This window comes from Caballeronia sp. LZ043 (assembly GCF_031451075.1).
Classification (GTDB): domain Bacteria; phylum Pseudomonadota; class Gammaproteobacteria; order Burkholderiales; family Burkholderiaceae; genus Caballeronia.
Map to the genome: position 1 here is coordinate 1,208,521 of NZ_JARUXT010000004.1, position 15,714 is coordinate 1,224,234.

The 15,714-nt window shown below is 63.1% G+C and carries 13 protein-coding genes, 1 rRNA gene and 1 pseudogene; 6 read left to right on the plus strand and 9 right to left on the minus strand.

Going from position 1 to position 15,714, the window contains the following annotated elements; translation table 11 throughout:
• Positions 1–154: 154 nt before the first annotated feature.
• Positions 155–898, minus strand: a complete 744-nt coding sequence (locus QCE64_RS33095; protein WP_309927015.1) for an endonuclease/exonuclease/phosphatase family protein — start codon at positions 896–898, stop codon at positions 155–157.
• Positions 895–3,180, minus strand: coding sequence for a VTT domain-containing protein (locus QCE64_RS33100; RefSeq protein ID WP_310008378.1), 2,286 nt, complete (start codon positions 3,178–3,180; stop codon positions 895–897). Before QCE64_RS33100 ends, QCE64_RS33095 begins: the two co-directional genes overlap by 4 nt.
• A 113-nt stretch (positions 3,181–3,293) precedes the next feature.
• Here QCE64_RS33100 and clcA point away from each other — a divergent pair, with 113 nt between their 5' ends.
• The 5 genes from clcA (at position 3,294) to QCE64_RS33125 (ending at position 7,427) form a co-directional block, all read left to right on the plus strand.
• Positions 3,294–4,622, plus strand: coding sequence for a H(+)/Cl(-) exchange transporter ClcA (clcA, locus tag QCE64_RS33105; protein WP_309927020.1), 1,329 nt, complete (start codon positions 3,294–3,296; stop codon positions 4,620–4,622).
• A gap of 271 nt (positions 4,623–4,893) precedes the next feature.
• Positions 4,894–5,922 carry an aldo/keto reductase gene (locus QCE64_RS33110; RefSeq protein ID WP_309927022.1) on the plus strand — a complete coding sequence of 343 codons (1,029 nt, stop codon included), beginning with the start codon at positions 4,894–4,896 and terminating at the stop codon, positions 5,920–5,922.
• Between the two features lie 119 nt (positions 5,923–6,041).
• A complete protein-coding gene (locus tag QCE64_RS33115; protein ID WP_309910943.1) occupies positions 6,042–6,656 on the plus strand; it encodes a LysE family translocator in 615 nt (204 codons plus the stop codon).
• Between the two features lie 242 nt (positions 6,657–6,898).
• On the plus strand, positions 6,899–7,069 hold the full coding sequence (locus tag QCE64_RS33120; protein WP_309927024.1) for a hypothetical protein: 171 nt from the start codon (positions 6,899–6,901) through the stop codon (positions 7,067–7,069).
• Between the two features lie 196 nt (positions 7,070–7,265).
• On the plus strand, positions 7,266–7,427 hold the full coding sequence (locus tag QCE64_RS33125; RefSeq protein ID WP_035509367.1) for a DUF1328 family protein: 162 nt from the start codon (positions 7,266–7,268) through the stop codon (positions 7,425–7,427).
• A gap of 71 nt (positions 7,428–7,498) precedes the next feature.
• Here the strand turns inward: QCE64_RS33125 and QCE64_RS33130 are convergent, their stop codons facing one another.
• Positions 7,499–8,608, minus strand: a complete 1,110-nt coding sequence (locus tag QCE64_RS33130) for an MBL fold metallo-hydrolase (protein WP_309927026.1) — start codon at positions 8,606–8,608, stop codon at positions 7,499–7,501.
• Between the two features lie 171 nt (positions 8,609–8,779).
• A complete protein-coding gene (locus tag QCE64_RS33135) occupies positions 8,780–9,559 on the minus strand; it encodes a G1 family glutamic endopeptidase (RefSeq protein WP_310008380.1) in 780 nt (259 codons plus the stop codon).
• A gap of 419 nt (positions 9,560–9,978) precedes the next feature.
• Here QCE64_RS33135 and QCE64_RS33140 point away from each other — a divergent pair.
• Positions 9,979–10,553 (plus strand): annotated as a pseudogene (locus tag QCE64_RS33140) (transposase); the annotation flags it as partial.
• A 446-nt stretch (positions 10,554–10,999) separates the two neighbouring features.
• Here QCE64_RS33140 and QCE64_RS33145 read toward each other — a convergent pair.
• The 5 genes from QCE64_RS33145 to rrf form a co-directional block, all read right to left on the minus strand.
• On the minus strand, positions 11,000–11,767 hold the full coding sequence (locus QCE64_RS33145) for an SDR family oxidoreductase (RefSeq protein ID WP_309927031.1): 768 nt from the start codon (positions 11,765–11,767) through the stop codon (positions 11,000–11,002).
• 10 nt (positions 11,768–11,777) lie between these two features.
• Positions 11,778–13,562, minus strand: coding sequence for an IlvD/Edd family dehydratase (locus QCE64_RS33150; protein ID WP_310008382.1), 1,785 nt, complete (start codon positions 13,560–13,562; stop codon positions 11,778–11,780).
• A 120-nt stretch (positions 13,563–13,682) separates the two neighbouring features.
• Positions 13,683–14,681, minus strand: coding sequence for a LacI family DNA-binding transcriptional regulator (locus QCE64_RS33155; protein WP_309935193.1), 999 nt, complete (start codon positions 14,679–14,681; stop codon positions 13,683–13,685).
• Positions 14,682–14,728: 47 nt separating this feature from the next.
• Positions 14,729–15,397 carry a hypothetical protein gene (locus QCE64_RS33160; RefSeq protein WP_309935194.1) on the minus strand — a complete coding sequence of 223 codons (669 nt, stop codon included), beginning with the start codon at positions 15,395–15,397 and terminating at the stop codon, positions 14,729–14,731.
• A 164-nt stretch (positions 15,398–15,561) separates the two neighbouring features.
• A 5S ribosomal RNA gene (rrf, locus tag QCE64_RS33165) occupies positions 15,562–15,675 on the minus strand.
• Between the last annotated feature and the right edge of the window lie 39 nt (positions 15,676–15,714).

Here is a 15,714-nt window from a genome sequence, read left to right on the forward strand (position 1 = left end):
ATTCTACATACGCCAAGCGAGTTCGTGCGAGTCTTTTGCGTTTTTATATCGCTTTTACAGGGGTTTTTCGTGGTGCCGCGCAGACATGCGGCTCATGAAGCCATCTCGATGCATGCTTCCTTGATGTTTACCGCACGCCATGCAGGCGCTTTCATCATCGATGCGCGATGTGCGCGATGAGCGGATAGTGATCCGACGCGACACGCGACAGACGTGTGCGATGCACGTCCACGCGCATCAGACGCTCGCCCGGATGCACCCAGATGCGGTCGAGCGCGAACAGCGGAAAGCGCGTCGGAAAGGTGCGCAGCGCAGTGGCGCGATGAAAGTGCGTGACCAGTCGACGGAGGGTGCGGCCATAGACGAACCACTCGTTGAGATCGCCGAGCAGGATCACCGGCAGCGCGGGCGTATCGAAGCTCTGCAGCACCTGCTCCACTTGCGCGCGCCGCTCGCTCGACGCCAGCCCGAGATGCGTCGCGACCACGCGCCACACCTCGCCGCCGCAATCGATGTCGGCATCCAGCGCGCCGCGCGGCTCGCGGCTCCGGAACGACAGGTCGAGCGTGCGCACCGCGCGCACCGGATAGCGCGTGAGCACCGCGTTGCCATAGCGGCGCTCGGGCGTATCGAGCGTCGGTCCCGCGACGGCATGCAGACCGGTCATGCGCTGCAGCACGTCGAGCACGTCATGCGCGCCACGGCCACCAAGCGGCACTTCCTGGAGCGCGAAGACATCGGCGTCGATCTCCGCGAGCACTTCGCCGATGCGCTGCGGCGAAAACCTTCCGTCGATGCCCACCGCGCCATGCAGGTTGTATGTCGCGATACGCAGTTCGCGCGCGCGGCTTTCGCTCGTGTCCTGCAAGTCGATCACGGGTTCGTGCAGCGGCGTCATGAGTTGACCTCGTCGGGCCGCGCGTTGCGCGCCGCTGGATCGCGCGGCATCGCGCCGCTCTCGTGCAGTTCGCTCGCGCGCTTCGCTTCTTCGCTGGCGCGCGGCTTGTCGGCATCGCCGGGTGCGCCTTCGTGCGCATCAGGCTGAGCGCCGCCGAGGAAACGCTGCAACAGCAGCGACACGCCGATCAGCGCCGCGCCGATGCCGATCAGCACCGCAAACGAGCCGATCGTCGGGCGGTGCAGTGAAGCGACCAGCTGATGGGCGAACGCCACCGTGAGGAAGATGCCGGGCCCCATGCCGAGCATCGTGCCGATCATGAAGTCGCGCATGCGGATATGCGAGGCGCCCGCGACGAGATTGACGATTGAGAACGGCGCCACCGGCAGCAGACGCAGCACGACGACGGCCACGATGCCGCGCTTCGCGACACGTTCTGACAGCCGGTTGACGCGCGCACCCGCGACTCGGCGCACGACATCGCGCCCGAGCCAGTTGCCGAGCGAATAGGAGACGGCCGCCGCGGCCATCGTGCCGAGGAAGGCATACAGCCCGCCCCATGCCGCGCCGAACACGAGACCGGTGGCCGCGATGAGCAAGGTGATCGGCACGGAAATGACCGCCGCCACGACGTAGGCCAGCACGATCCAGAGCGGCGCGAGCGGCAGCGCGTCGATGCGGCGCGTCGCGTTCGTCAGCGAGCGAAGGTTGACGTAGTCGCCGAGCGAGGTCCAGTGCAACAAGCCCGCGACCACCACGACCATCAGCGCAAGTACACCGAGCAGCGCGAAGCGGCCGATGAGCGGCCGGGTCTTTTCCGCGGGCACGAACTGGTCGACGAGTTCGTCGGCGGCGATCGGCGTTTCCGGATCGATCAGCGCTTCGGTCGGAATCAGTTGATCGAGTTCCCTCGACACCAGCGGATCCAGCGGCACCAGCGTGCGATGTTCGTCGCGCTCGCGCAGCAGCGCCTGGATCGCCGCGTTCATGCCGCCATGCGCGGCGCGTTCACGGTCGATGTCCGCGATATCGCAGCCGAGATGTTCGGCGAGCAAGGTGTCGCGCATGGTGGCGATGGCGCGGCGGATGCGTGCATCGCCGAGAGCATCGATGGCGATGTTGCATTCGCTGTCCAGCACCATCGAACGATTGTTCAGGTTGGCCGAACCGACCATCAGCAATTCGTCGTCGACGATCATCAGCTTGCTGTGCACGTTGACGATCTCGTCGCCGAGTTTCGGCACGCTCGGACACAGCAGCCGGTAGCGGCCATGCGTGTCGGCGTCCTTCAGCAAGGCGTGCAACCGCGCCCGCAACACGCCCATGGTGACTTCCTGAAGCCAGCCGCTCTGGTTGCGCGGCACGACGATGGCAAGGTCCGGTCCGTCCTCTCGCCCGAGCGATTTCGCGAGCGCCGCGCCGATGGTGCCCGACGTGAAGTACTGGTTCTCGATATAGATGCTGTGCCGCGCCCGCGCGATGGCGTCCAGATACTGCGCGCGAATCTGCTGCACGGGCTCGCGGCCGAGATAACCGGGCTCGGTCAGCGAGATGGCAATCTCGACATCTTCGAGATCGACACGCCGCGACGGCGGCCAGGCATCGTGTTCGAGGTTTGCCCGATGCGCGCGGATCGCGAGCTGTTTGCCGCAGGCGCGCGCCCAGCGCTCGCGCGCGAGCAGGCCGATTTCGCGCGCGGCCGCGCCATCGAACATCGTGTGGACATCGTGAAAGGGCTGGTAGCGCGTGCCGTTCGCATCGCGGCGCAGCGGTTCGTCGGGTGCATGCGCGGTGGTGTCCCAGCGCGAGCGCGTGAGATCGAGACCGCCGACGAACGCGAGCCGGTCGTCGATGACGACGAGCTTCTGATGCTGCGAACCGCCCATCGGATGCTTGCCGTCCATCTGGAACGCAATGCGCCGGCTGGTGCGCCAGCCCATCTTGTAGACGGGCAGCCACTCGCGTTCGAACGCGTAGAGCATCGCGAAGTCCCACGCCAGGATGTAGATGCGCAGACGCCGCTTGTGATTCGCGACCGCATGCAGGAAGTCGCCGAGCGCTTCGGGGAAGCCGTCGTCCGCGCCTTCGGGCGTGAGCTTCATGCGGCTGTCGATGTCCCAGCCAAGGATGAACACGGTGCGCTCGGCACGCGTGATCGCCTCGCGCAGCACGCGAAAATAATCCGCGCCATCGATCAGCAAGCTGAAGCGCGCCGCGTGACGCACGCTCGCGCAGTTGCGTCCGGGCTGGAAAAACGGCTCGTCGTCGCTTGCCTGATTCATGCGCGTCTCACGCCTCCGTGTTTCCTTGCGTCAAATGTCTTTCGTTTTGCAAGCAGCATGCCCGGCGCGATGCTACCCTTCGCAGCACATGCCGATGCGGAGCTTCATGCGCAATGAACGACACCGACTCCCTCGAACAGCACGACGAACGCGCAGGACTCGTTCCACTCGCGGCGGCCTCGGTCATCGTCGGCTCCGCGACGGGGGCCATCGGCGTGGGCTTCCGCTTTTCCCTCGAACGCGCGGAGGCGTGGCGCACTGCATTCGTCGCGTGGGGCCACGCGGGACATGAGGCCGCTTTCGTACTGGTCGTGCTCGCGGCGGCCGTGGGCACCGGGCTCGCGACCTGGCTCGTCGCGCGCTTCGCGCCGATGGCCAGCGGCAGCGGCATTCCTCATGTCGAAGCCGTGCTGCACGGCAAGCTGCCGCCCGCGCCGCTCGTGCTCGTGCCCATCAAGTTCGTGGGCGGCGTGCTTGCCATCGGTGCAGGTCTTGCATTGGGACGCGAAGGTCCGACCGTGCAGATGGGGGCATCGATCGCGCATGCCATCGGCCAGTTCATGCGGCGCACCGCCGGCGATTGCCGCGTGCTGCTCGCGGCAGGCGCGGGCGCGGGACTCGCGACGGCCTTCAATGCGCCCATCGCCGGTGCGGTCTTCGTGCTCGAGGAACTGATGCGGCGTTTCGACACGCGCACGGCGGTCGCGGCGCTCGGCGCTTCCGCAAGCGCCATCGCAATGGCTCGTCTGCTGCACGGCGATCTGCCCGACTTCCACGTGCCCGCGCAACCGTTCCCCGGCTTCGCGATGACGGGCGCGCATCTGCTGCTCGGCGTGTTGCTGGGGTTGCTGGGCGTGGCGTATTGCCGCGCAATTCTCTGGACGCTCGATATCGCCGAGTCGCTTTCGAGGCCGCTGACGGTCGCGCATGCGACCGCGCGCGCGGCGCTCGTCGGCGCGGCGGTCGGCGTGCTCGCGTGGTTCGCGCCGGATCTCGCGGGCGGCGGAGATGTGCTCACCGAACGCGCGCTGCTCGGCGCAGGCACCGTCGCGGGCGTGCTCGCAACCCTCGCGCTGCGCTTCGTGCTGGGCACCGTGTCGTATGCGGCGGGCACGCCTGGCGGTCTGTTCGCGCCGCTGCTGGTGCTCGGCGCGCAGACCGGACTCGTGTTCGGGCGCCTGTGTCTCGACTGGTTTCCGGGCATGTCGGCGGTGACGGGCGACACCAGCACGTTCGCGGTTGTCGGCATGGCCGCGTTCTTCGTCGCGGTGGTGCGTGCGCCCTTGACGGGCATCGTGCTCGTCACGGAGATGACCGCCAGCTTCACCCTGCTGCTGCCCATGCTCACGGCCTGCTTCACCGCGATGATCGTGCCCATGCTGTTGCGCGTGCCGCCGATCTACGACTCGCTCGGGGAACGCGCGGCGGCGGACAAGCGGTGATGCTGCGTTTTGCGTTTTGCGTTTTGCGTTTTGCGTTTTGCGTTTTGCGTTTTGCGTTTTGCGTTTTGCGGGCTGCGGGCTGCGGGCTGCGGGCTGCGGGCTGCGGGCTGCGGGCTGCGGGCTGCGGGCTGCACGTTGGCATTATGCGTTTTGCATTCTGCATTCCGCGGACCGTTGCGGTAGTCTCGTCCGCTGAACACTCGCGCGCCGCTCGTCATCGATATGGACAATGAGCGGCGTCTCTTCGACTTCATCTCAGAGAGGACACGCAATGGAATATCGACATCTCGGCGCTTCCGGCTTCAAGGTTCCGGTCTTGAGCTTCGGCACCGGCACGTTCGGCGGCAAGGGCGAATTCTTCCAGGCCTGGGGCGAGACCGACGTGAGCGAGGCACGCAAGCTGATCGACATCTGTCTCGACGCCGGCGTCACGATGTTCGACACCGCCGACCTCTATTCGCGCGGCGCATCGGAATCGATTCTCGGCGAAGCACTCAAGGGCCGTCGTGACAAGGCCATCATCTCGACGAAGGCCACGTTCCGTTTCGATCCCGATGAACCGAACGCCGTCGGCTCGTCGCGCTTTCATCTGATCGAGGCGGTCAATGCGGCGCTCAAGCGTTTGCAGACCGATCACATCGACCTGTTCCAGCTGCATGGCTTCGATGCAAAAACGCCGGTGGAAGAAACGCTTTCCACACTCGACGACCTCGTGCGCGCGGGCAAGATCCGCTATACGGGCGTGTCGAATTTCTCGGGCTGGCATCTTCAGAAATCGCTAGATGTCGCTGCGCGCTACGGTTATCCGCGCTACGTCGCGAACCAGACGTACTACTCGCTGATCGGCCGCGACTACGAATGGGAGTTGATGCCGCTCGGACTCGATCAAGGCGTGGGTGCTGTCGTGTGGAGCCCGCTCGGCTGGGGACGCCTCACGGGCAAGATCCGGCGCGGCCAGCCGCTGCCCGAGACCAGCCGCCTTCACAAGACCGCCGACATGGGGCCGCCCGTGCCCGACGACTATCTGTACCGCGTCGTCGATGCGCTCGACGCCGTCGCCGAGGAAACCGGAAAGACCATTCCGCAGGTTGCGCTCAACTGGCTGTTGCAGCGTCCGACGGTCGCAACCGTGCTGATCGGCGCGCGCAACGAGGAACAGTTGCGGCAGAACCTCGGCGCAGTGGGCTGGAACCTCACGCCGGAACAGGTCAAGAAGCTCGATGAAGCGAGTACGGTGCGGCCGGCCTATCCGTACTGGCATCAGCAGGGCTTTGCGGAGCGCAATCCGTTTCCGGTGTAAGTGAGCAGGAAGGCGCGCTTCTTTTCCGTACTGGAAATCTGTCGGCGATCTGTACCGGTACTGTACCGGACCACTCCAGTACACTGGGTTCATCGATATCCCAGTTCAAGGAGCGCGCCATGCCACAGGAACTCTTCAACGCTCTGCCCGCCGCCGCGCTGTTCGCCCTCGTGACGACCATTACGCCCGGCCCGAACAACACGATGCTGCTCGCCTCGGGCGTCAATTTCGGCCTGAAGCGCACGCTGCCTCACGTGCTTGGCATCAGCACGGGCGTTGCCATCCTGATGATCGCGGTCGGGCTGGGCCTCGCGCAGGCCTTCGAACGCTTGCCGTGGCTCTATACGGTGCTGGAAGCCGCGAGCGTGGCGTATCTCCTGTATCTGGCGTGGAAGATCGGTACGTCGTCGTCGGTGCAGCTGCGCGACGGCCAGAGCCGCCCGATGCGCTTTCACGAAGCCATCGCGTTCCAGTGGATCAACCCGAAGGCGTGGATGATGGTGCTGACCGCCGCAACCACCATTCACCTGCATGCCAGTCTCTCGCTGAATGCGGCGTTGATGGCGCTCGTGCTGGTCGTGATCGGCTTGCCCTGCATCACAATGTGGGCGGCGTTCGGCATGTCACTGCGACGCTTTCTCGCCAACCCACGCTGGCTGCGCATGTTCAATCTGTCGATGGCGCTGCTGCTGGTGCTTTCGCTGTATCCGATCGTGGCCCATTTTTTCGCATGATGCATCCAGGCGCCGCGCGCTTTGCCGGATCGCCGGGACCGGTGCATACTGGTCAGACGCGCCGGCACGCAAAATCTGCTGTCCCGCTTGCAAGTTTGGGACAGGATGGTACAGAAGCTTCCAGCAAGCACCTGCGTGACTGCTCTAGCGGCGGTTACAGTCCGGCGCGTACATGCCTTGCTTGCTCGTCAATTCGCGTCGAATTTCCGGCGCGGCTTTGCAATCCGTTCAAGGAGTACGTCATGTCTGGAGCCAACCGCCCATCCGGTCCCGCCACGCGCAAATCCCTCGATCTCGCCGATCAGATCGAGCGCGATGAACTGGAGAACAACCTGCCGGATGCGCTAAACAGCGTCGATGATGAAGACGATCTCGACGATGAATCCGACTCCGAACGCACACTAGGCCGTTAGCCTTCCCTGCCGTGCCCCTTGCGTCTCCCATGGCGCATCCCGCGACGCCGCACTGCCGCTCAGGCCTTGCGGCGTTTTCATTGCTGGGCACGGGCGTTGCTTCATGCCATCGCGCGGCATGCACGCCATGAGCGAAGCGGCATCGGCATCCGCCCGGCTGCGAATCATTCGATCAACCGATCCCGTGGAGGACTTCATGCTTCGTTACGCTGTCATCTTCTTCATCATCGCGATCATCGCCGCCTTCTTTGGCTTCGGTGGCATCGCGACCGGCGCGGCGGAAATCGCCAAGATCCTGTTCTTCATCTTCATCGTGATCTTTCTTGCGACCTTGCTGCTGGGCGTGTTCAGACGATGACGCTGCATTGAGGTTAAAAAAGACGCGCGGACCTCTCTCGAGTCCGCGCGTTTTTTTTATGGCCGCATGGTTCAGCGAGCGGCCGTATCGAGCTGCAGGGTTTCGCCGAATTTCAGCACCGTGAATGCATTGGCGGGCAGACCGGCGTGGCGCACGGCTTCGGCCAGGCGACGCGGAGGTTCATCGAGCGGCTCGTCGGTGAGTTCGAACGTGCCCCAGTGAATGCCGATTGCCTTCTTCGCGTGGACTTCCTGGAAGATGCGCACAGCCTCTTCCGGATCCACGTGTTGCGCGTGCATGAACCAGCGCGGGTCATAGGCGCCGATCGGAATCAGCGCGAGATCGAAACCACCGAATCGCGCGCCGATGTCACGAAAGTCCGGCGAATAGCCGGTGTCGCCCGCGAAGTAGAACGAGTACGGATGCGCCGCGCCTTCAGGCGTCTTCACCACCCATCCGCCCCACAACGTTTCAGAACGATCGAACGGCGTGCGGGCCGACCAGTGCTGGCTCGGCACGAACCAGATATCGAGCCCTGACGCGTGCGTTTCATCGCCCCAGTCGAACTCCTGCGCGTTCGTGATGCCGATGTCGTTCATCCATGCCTTCACGCCCAGCGGCACGAGAAAGCGCGGCGGGCCGCCGGCCTGGCGATTCAGCGCCTCGACGGTGGGCTTGTCGAGATGATCGTAGTGATTGTGCGAGATGAGCACGACGTCGATGTGCGGCAGTTGCTCAAGCGTGAGCCCCGGCGGCGTCTTGCGTTTCGGGCCGGCGAACGAGAACGGCGACGCACGCTCGGACAACATCGGGTCCGTGAGGATGTTCACGCCGTTGATCTGCACGAGTGCGCTCGCATGACCGATCCATGTGAGCGTGTTCGCTGTACGGTTAGCCTTCAGCCACGCGACGTCGGGCTGGGCCGTCGGGAAGTGATAGCCGTTGGCCGGCGGCTTCGGCAAGCCCTGCGTGAAGCGTTCCCAGCGCCATTTCAACAGGGATTCACGCGGCAAGGTGCCGTAGTTGTTTTCGAAGCCTGAAGCCGTGCGTTTCGCGTGATGCAGCGGCTGGGGTTGGGTGGTGTCGGGTGGCTGGGACGTTTGATCGCCTTGCGCGGAGGTAGTCGGGGTACAACCTGCCAGCAGTGCGATCGTGCAGAGGGCGACGCGAGTGGTTTGCATCAGCGCGCCGGCCGGGAAACTGGGAAACCACGGCATGTCGTTGTGCCTTGATGTGCGCATGAATCCGATTGTACGGAAAGCTTCCCGGGACTTCAGGCATGACGCGGAGGGAGGTGTTGTCTGTCCATCGCCAGTGGCAGGCGATGGACGATATCAGAGCGGGTCCGCTCCTTAAATCTGATACACGATGAAGCTGGTGGGCGAAAGTGTGGCCGGAAACGCAAAGAAATTCGAGAGCGTGTTTCCGCTCAGCGGTTCGAAATACTGGACCTTGGATATTTCGTCGCTTGCAGTATTGGCCTTCGTGAATCCTACGTTGAAGAAGGTGATACTTCCGTAGTTCGCCACGGGCGCGCGACCAATCCATCCAACAATGCCCGGCTGCTCCATGACGACTTCAGCCGATTTATTGCCCGGATCCAATGCACTCGCGCCCGGCGCCGAACCTTTCGTGTTGAACGTCCATTTCGGTGAGGTCGCGCCTTTGGCCGTGGCCGATTCCAGGAGGGTGTAACTTCCATCGAGGTTTTGGACGACCATTGCCGTCACCGTATCGCCCGCTGAAAGCGGATATTGGGCGCCTCCAAACTGCGGACCGGCCGGGACAAACTCGTAAAAGACCGCGTATGATGGCGTCGTTCCGTTGCACGATTGGGCGGTCCCGATTTGCTCCAGGGAATTTTGCTTCAGCACTGCGTCGTTGTAGCCCCCCAACCCAACCCAAGCGTAGGAAGCAGATGCCCCGCCGGCAGCGATTGCGCTGCAATCCACAGACGGTACGACCCAAGACGCGTACACGCTCGAATATGCTGCGTCGTTTATGACGTAGCCAGCCCAATTTTGCATTGTTACGTCGGCCGTACTGGCTTGTGCGTGAGAGGCAGTTGCATCAATCAATAACCAGGAAAACGCGGCAAACATGAATAATTTATTAATGACCGATTTATCCACTTTCGACTCCTTAGATTGGTAAAGGTTGTTCAACACACCAGATGAAGCCTTGTTAATCTAAGATGCATTCAGTCGCTTTATCTACCTTATAACTCTTCTATTACACAGTTTGGCAGATTCAATGAAACCGTAAACTGAATTATTTATCGAGGCATTAAATCTACCTGGGGAGCCAAGCGGCATTGCGGCTCATTAAGACCAGGGCAAACACGATTCGCATCTGAAATCCAGCCTCGAAGAGGGTGGTGGAAGACAATGTGATAAAACCGAAGAACGCTGCTGAATGAAGCCTGCGGACCAGACACTATTTCGGAAATTATTGTTATTGGAGTACCCCCTGAAAGTCCGGACACAGTCGCCCACTTGCAATAGTGGGTAGGCTTAAGACTGTGTATATGACTAACAACAAGGACGAAGTAATGGAAGTGTTGCGCGGACCTGAGCATCGGCGGCGCTGGTTCGAGAAACTTCGAGCCAGGCAAGACGGTTTAGATGGTTGCGCGGCTGCACGGCATCACTCCGAATCAACTGTTTCAGTGCGCAAGCTGCGTCAGGACGGCAGCCTGTCGACGGTGAGCGCTGGTGAAGAAGTTGCTCCGGTATCTGAGCTGAGCGATGCGCTCAAGCAGGTAAAGAAGCTGCAGCGCCTGCTCGGCAAGAAGATAATGGAGAATGAGCTTCTCCGGGAAGCAGTGGAGGTGACGAAGTCGCGAAAATGGATTGCGCGCTCACCCGCATTGCCGGGGGACGGCCAGTGAAGCAGATCTGCGACGTTCGCGGCGTAGCGCGCTCAAATGTGTCGGTAAAGTTCGCACGTGCTGCTGACTGGCGGGATGGCCGTAGTGCAAGCCGGACGGATGATGCTGGCCTCGTTGATGAAGTTCGGTCGCTAGTTGCTGGCGTGCCGACCTACGGTTATCGACGCGTCTGGGGGATGTTGCGGTGCGAGCGGGAATCGCGACGTGCGGCTCCGGTGAACGCCAAGCGCGTTTACGCTGCTTCACAGGAGGCCTGCGAGGTCAGGCATCGAGCGGCGGCTAGCGCGCTGAAATACCGCTCGCCGCGCGAGTTCCGACGTAGAACCGATTCATCAACCTTGGTGTGAGATGGTGTCCGGAAATGCGGGGCAAATCCAGTCTCACGCGCCGCATCGCACGTGGCAAGCGCGCTGCGCGAAGAGGGGCGATCCAAAGTACTCGCCGAGGGCATCGCCGATGTCATGGCCCATTGCGGGCATGCCGGGCTTGGGCTGTTTCTCGCCGCCGTCCGGCACTGGCTCGACGACGCGGTTACGACGAAGCGACGCATACCGTGCAGCACTACATCGAGAACGGCACAGTGTCGACGCTCAAGCCGGTACAGGCTTCGCGCCGGTGCGACGCGCGCATCTGACACCCGCGGCGCTTACGTAACGCGCGGCCGTAACGCCGCCGTGACGCGTCAAGCGCGGAACCACCCCGCGTCGACGTAAAACTCTCGCCCAGTACAACGCGCGCCATCATCAGAGGCGAGAAACAGCACCATGCGCGCGATATGCTCCGGATCGATGCGCTCATGAAGGCATTGCTGTGCGAGAAGCTTCGCTTCGCTGTCCGGCGATTGCCACAGCTTCATCTGCCGCGGCGTACGCACCGCCCCCGGAATCACCGTATTCACGCGAATGCCGTGCTCCCCAAGCTCACGCGCTAGCCCGCGCGTGAGCCCTTCTATTCCCGCCTTCGCCGTCATATAAAGCGTGAGATCGGGCAAGGCAAGGTGCCACGAAATCGAGCCCATATTGATGATCGATCCGCGCCGCTGCGTCCGCATGCGTTGCGCCGCCGCCTGCGCGCAGAAGAACTGATGTCGCAGGTTCACGGCCATGCGCTCGTCCCAGTAAGCAGCGCTGACGTTGTCCCATTGATGACGATCGTCGTTCGCCGCATTGTTGACGAGCACGTCGATGCGCCCTGCTTCGCTCGCGATGGCATCGAAGGTTTGTTCGATGGCGGCGGGATCGCGCAGATCGCAGTAAAGATACTTCGGCGCGTGTGGTTCACCCGCCAACGCCTGTTCGAGTTGCCGCGAATCGGCATCGGCCACGTCGATGAAAAACACGCGCGCGCCCTGCTGCGCGAACGCCTCGACGATCCCCGCACCGATACCGCTGCCGCCGCCCGTCACGACGACACACTGGTCCTTCAAGCTCGGATAAATGGCAAAGGACATGATGGTGCGCTCAGTGTGAGTGACGCGGATTGCCGCGCGTTTCGATCACCTTCAGATACAACGTCGCGGGCTCGAGACAGCCGCCCGTCGACAACTGCCCCACGGTCTGTCGATACAACTCCTGCCACGGCGTTTGCGCAACCGGCACGGCGAACGCGCTATCCGCGCGACGGCTTTCGAGCTCGGCCTCGCCAAGCAGCACGTTGACGGAACGCGCGTTCAGGTCCACGCGGATCATGTCGTTCGTGCGCAGGAGCGCGAGGCCGCCGCCCACCGCTGCTTCCGGCGACATGTTGAGAATCGACGGACTCGCGGACGTCCCGCTCTGCCGTCCATCGCCCATGCAAGGAAGGCTATCGATGCCTTGCTTGATCAACTCCGCCGGCGGCGCCATGTTCACCACCTCCGCGCTGCCCGGATAACCCACCGTGCCGCAACCGCGGATCACGAGAATGCAATGCTCGTCGATGTTGAGCGACGGATCATTGATGCGTGCGTGATAGTCCTCCGGACCATCGAAAACAATGGCACGCGCCTCGAACGTGTTCTCGGCACCGGGCTCGCTCAGATAGGTCTTGCGGAAAGCATCGCCGACCACGGACATCTTCATGATCGCGCTGTCGAAGAAATTGCCCGACAGCACCATGAAGCCCGCACCATGTTTCAGCGGATCGCTTGCCGTGCGGATGACGTCGTTGTCGGCGGCGGGCGCGTCGCTGGCAATATCGCCGATCGTGCGGCCCGATACCGTCATGCACTGCCCCGCGATCAGCCCCGCCTGGTCCAGTTGCCTGATGACCGCCGGCACCCCGCCCGCGCGATGAAAACTCTCGCCGAGATAGTCACCCGCCGGCATGCAGTTGACGATCAGCGGTACAGGCTCGCCATGACGTTGCCAGTCATCGAGCGTCAGTTCGATACCCATATGACGCGCAATCGCGATCAGATGCGGCGGACAGTTGGTCGACGCACCGAGCGCCGAGGCCACCACGATGGCGTTGATGAACGCATCGCGCGTCATGATCTTCGAAGGCTTGAGGTCCTCGCGCACCATCTCGACGATGCGCCTGCCGGTCGCATACGCCATCTGTCCGCGCTCGCGATACGCGGCGGGAATGCTGGCGCAGGTCGGCAGCGACATGCCGAGCGCTTCGGCGAGGCTGTTCATCGAGAGCGCGGTGCCCATCGTGTTGCAATGACCGATCGATGGCGACGACGCCGTCGTCAGTTGCATGAAGCCCTCATAATCGATCTTGCCCGCCGCGAGCAGATTGCGCGCATGCCAGATGACCGTGCCGGAGCCGACCCGCTTGCCTTCATGCCATCCGTCGAGCATGGGGCCGCCCGAGAGGACGATGGCCGGCATGTCGACGGTCGCGGCCGCCATGAGACAAGCCGGCGTGGTCTTGTCGCAGCCGGTGGTGAGCACGACGCCATCGAGCGGAAAGCCGTGCAGGATTTCAACCAGCCCGAGATAGGCGAGATTGCGGTCGAGCGCCGCGGTTGGACGGCGGCTCTGTTCCGCCAGTGGGTGAACAGGAAACTCCATCGGGATGCCGCCCGCGTCGCGGATGCCCGCCTTCGTGCGCGCGGCCAGCTCGATGTGATGACGATTGCACGGCGCGAGATCGCTACCCGTCTGCGCAATGCCGATGATCGGACGGCCGGACTGCAGTTCTTCTCGCGTGAGGCCGTAGTTCATGAAACGTTCGACATACAATGCCGTCATGTCGGCGTGAGAGGGATCGTCGAACCATTCCTGGCTGCGCAGCCGTTGTACCTTCTGCTGGGGCATGATTTGTCTCTCCATGTGATGCGCCTCGTCCGGCCCGAATGCCGGCGCTGCTGTTTTCATGATTCCGTTACCGGTAACATCGCGATGCATGGTAGCACGCGTGAGCAAACCTGCTGCGGTTCAGGCGCTCTCCCTCGCCACCACGTAGTACGCCACGCGCTCACGCTTCCCTGTCGGCTCGACGATGCCGTTCTCACGCATGTCGAGCGCTTCAAGCAGCATCGCGCCCGCGCGCTCACCGATGCCGTATGCATCCACGGATACCGTGGTGATCGACGGATTAGAGCAGGCCGCGACCTCGAAATTGCCGAAGCCCGCCACTGCCACGTCGTCCGGCACCGAGAGCCCGCGCCGATGGCATTCCATGATCGCACCAAAGGCGGACATGTCGCTCACGCACATGACGGCTTGCGTGTCAGGCCAGGCTTCGAGCAACGCGGCCATCGCGGGGCCGCCGTGACTCATGGTGATCGGCGATTCGCCCAGCCGGATCACGCGACGATCGTCGAGACCCAGTGCCTTCATTTGCGCTCGGAAGCCCTTCAGGCGATCGAGGCCGCGCCGGTCGAGTTCGCTCGCGCCGCCGAGAAAGCCGATGCGTTCGTGCCCCTTGCCCGCCAGATAGCGGACCATTTCGCGTGCTGCGCTGACATTGGAGAACCCGACGGCGGCGCCGATCGGATCTGTCGTTGCATCCCACATCTCGACGACGGGAACGCCCGAGCGGCGCAGCAGCGTGCGCGTCGCTTCGGTGTGGCGCGATCCCGTCAGCGCGATGCCACGCGGCTGATGACGCAGCATTGAACGCACGAGGCGCTCTTCGCGGTCGAGATGGTAGTCGGTATCGCCGATCAGCAATTGCAAGCCATGTGGCTCCAGCGACGCTGACAGGCCCCGGACGGTATCGGAAAAGTTGGAGCTCGCGAGCGACGGCACCAGCACGGCCACGAATTCGGACCGGCCCGAAGAGAGCGCGCCAGCGGCGGCATCGGCGACGTAGCCGAGTTCATCGATGGCCTTCTGCACGCGTTCGCGCGTGGCAAGCGCAACGCTATGGCCCGCCAGCACGCGCGACACCGTCATCTTCGACACACCCGCGTGGCGAGCGACGTCGGACATGCGCGGCGCGTTCGCTCGCACGGATGTAGGAGGGTTGAGACAGCGGGTCAATCCACCCGCACCCAGCCATCCTCGCGTTGTTCGAGCGTGATGTGCAGCTTTGTCTCGCCCGCTTCCCGATCAGACGCCGTCACTTCGGAAAACGCCCGCTTGACGTCGCGATCATCGGCCCAGGGGGCCACGTTTTCGAGCTTGTACGTGTAAGTGACATCCGAGCGGTGCGCAGTGGGATCCGGCTCCGTCCAGCTCGCGACTTTGTCGAGCTTGACGTGCGCGTAGCAGATCTTCCAGGTATGCGGGTCGTTCGTGGCATTGGGATCGCCCGCCGGCCGATTCGTTTCGACCGCGTACTTCTGCCCTTCGCCCGTCAGGCTGTAGGCGACGCCGTTCTGCTTGGCGCTGGCATTCGCGGGCGTGGTTGCCGCGCGAGCAATCAGACCGGCCTTCTCCAGCGCGGCGAGTTGCTCGCGCAAGGCGCCGGCAGCGTATTCGTTGAGATCCTGGTTGCTATAGACCGATGGAAACGTATAAGGGCCGCGGCCGCTGCGGTTCAGACAGAGCAGACCGCGGCTGGTTTTCATGTCGGCGGATATTGCATCGCCCAGGCTGGACTCGCTCGCGTCGTTCTTCTTGCCGCATGCGGCAACCAGCAAGGCGGCGCTCAGGGCTGCGATCAACAGGCTCGTTCTCATATGCGCTCCAGTGAGGGTCGACATGATGGCTCTCGTCGTCATTCTACCGACAGAAAGCGAAGGTCCGACATCGAGATGGTGTCAGAACGAGATAGCAGGATGCAAATGCCAGGCCCGACCTCAGCCCAGGCCCTGAAACGCAAAAACCCCACCTTTGTGGGGTGGGGTTTTTGTTTGTAGCATGAGGAGCCTGACGATTACCTACTTTCACACGGGTGATCCGCACTATCATCGGCGTGGAATCGTTTCACGGTCCTGTTCGGGATGGGAAGGGGTGGTACCGACTCGCTATGGTCATCAGGCATGACTTGTTGTTGTGTCGTCGGGGACGGCACAACCAA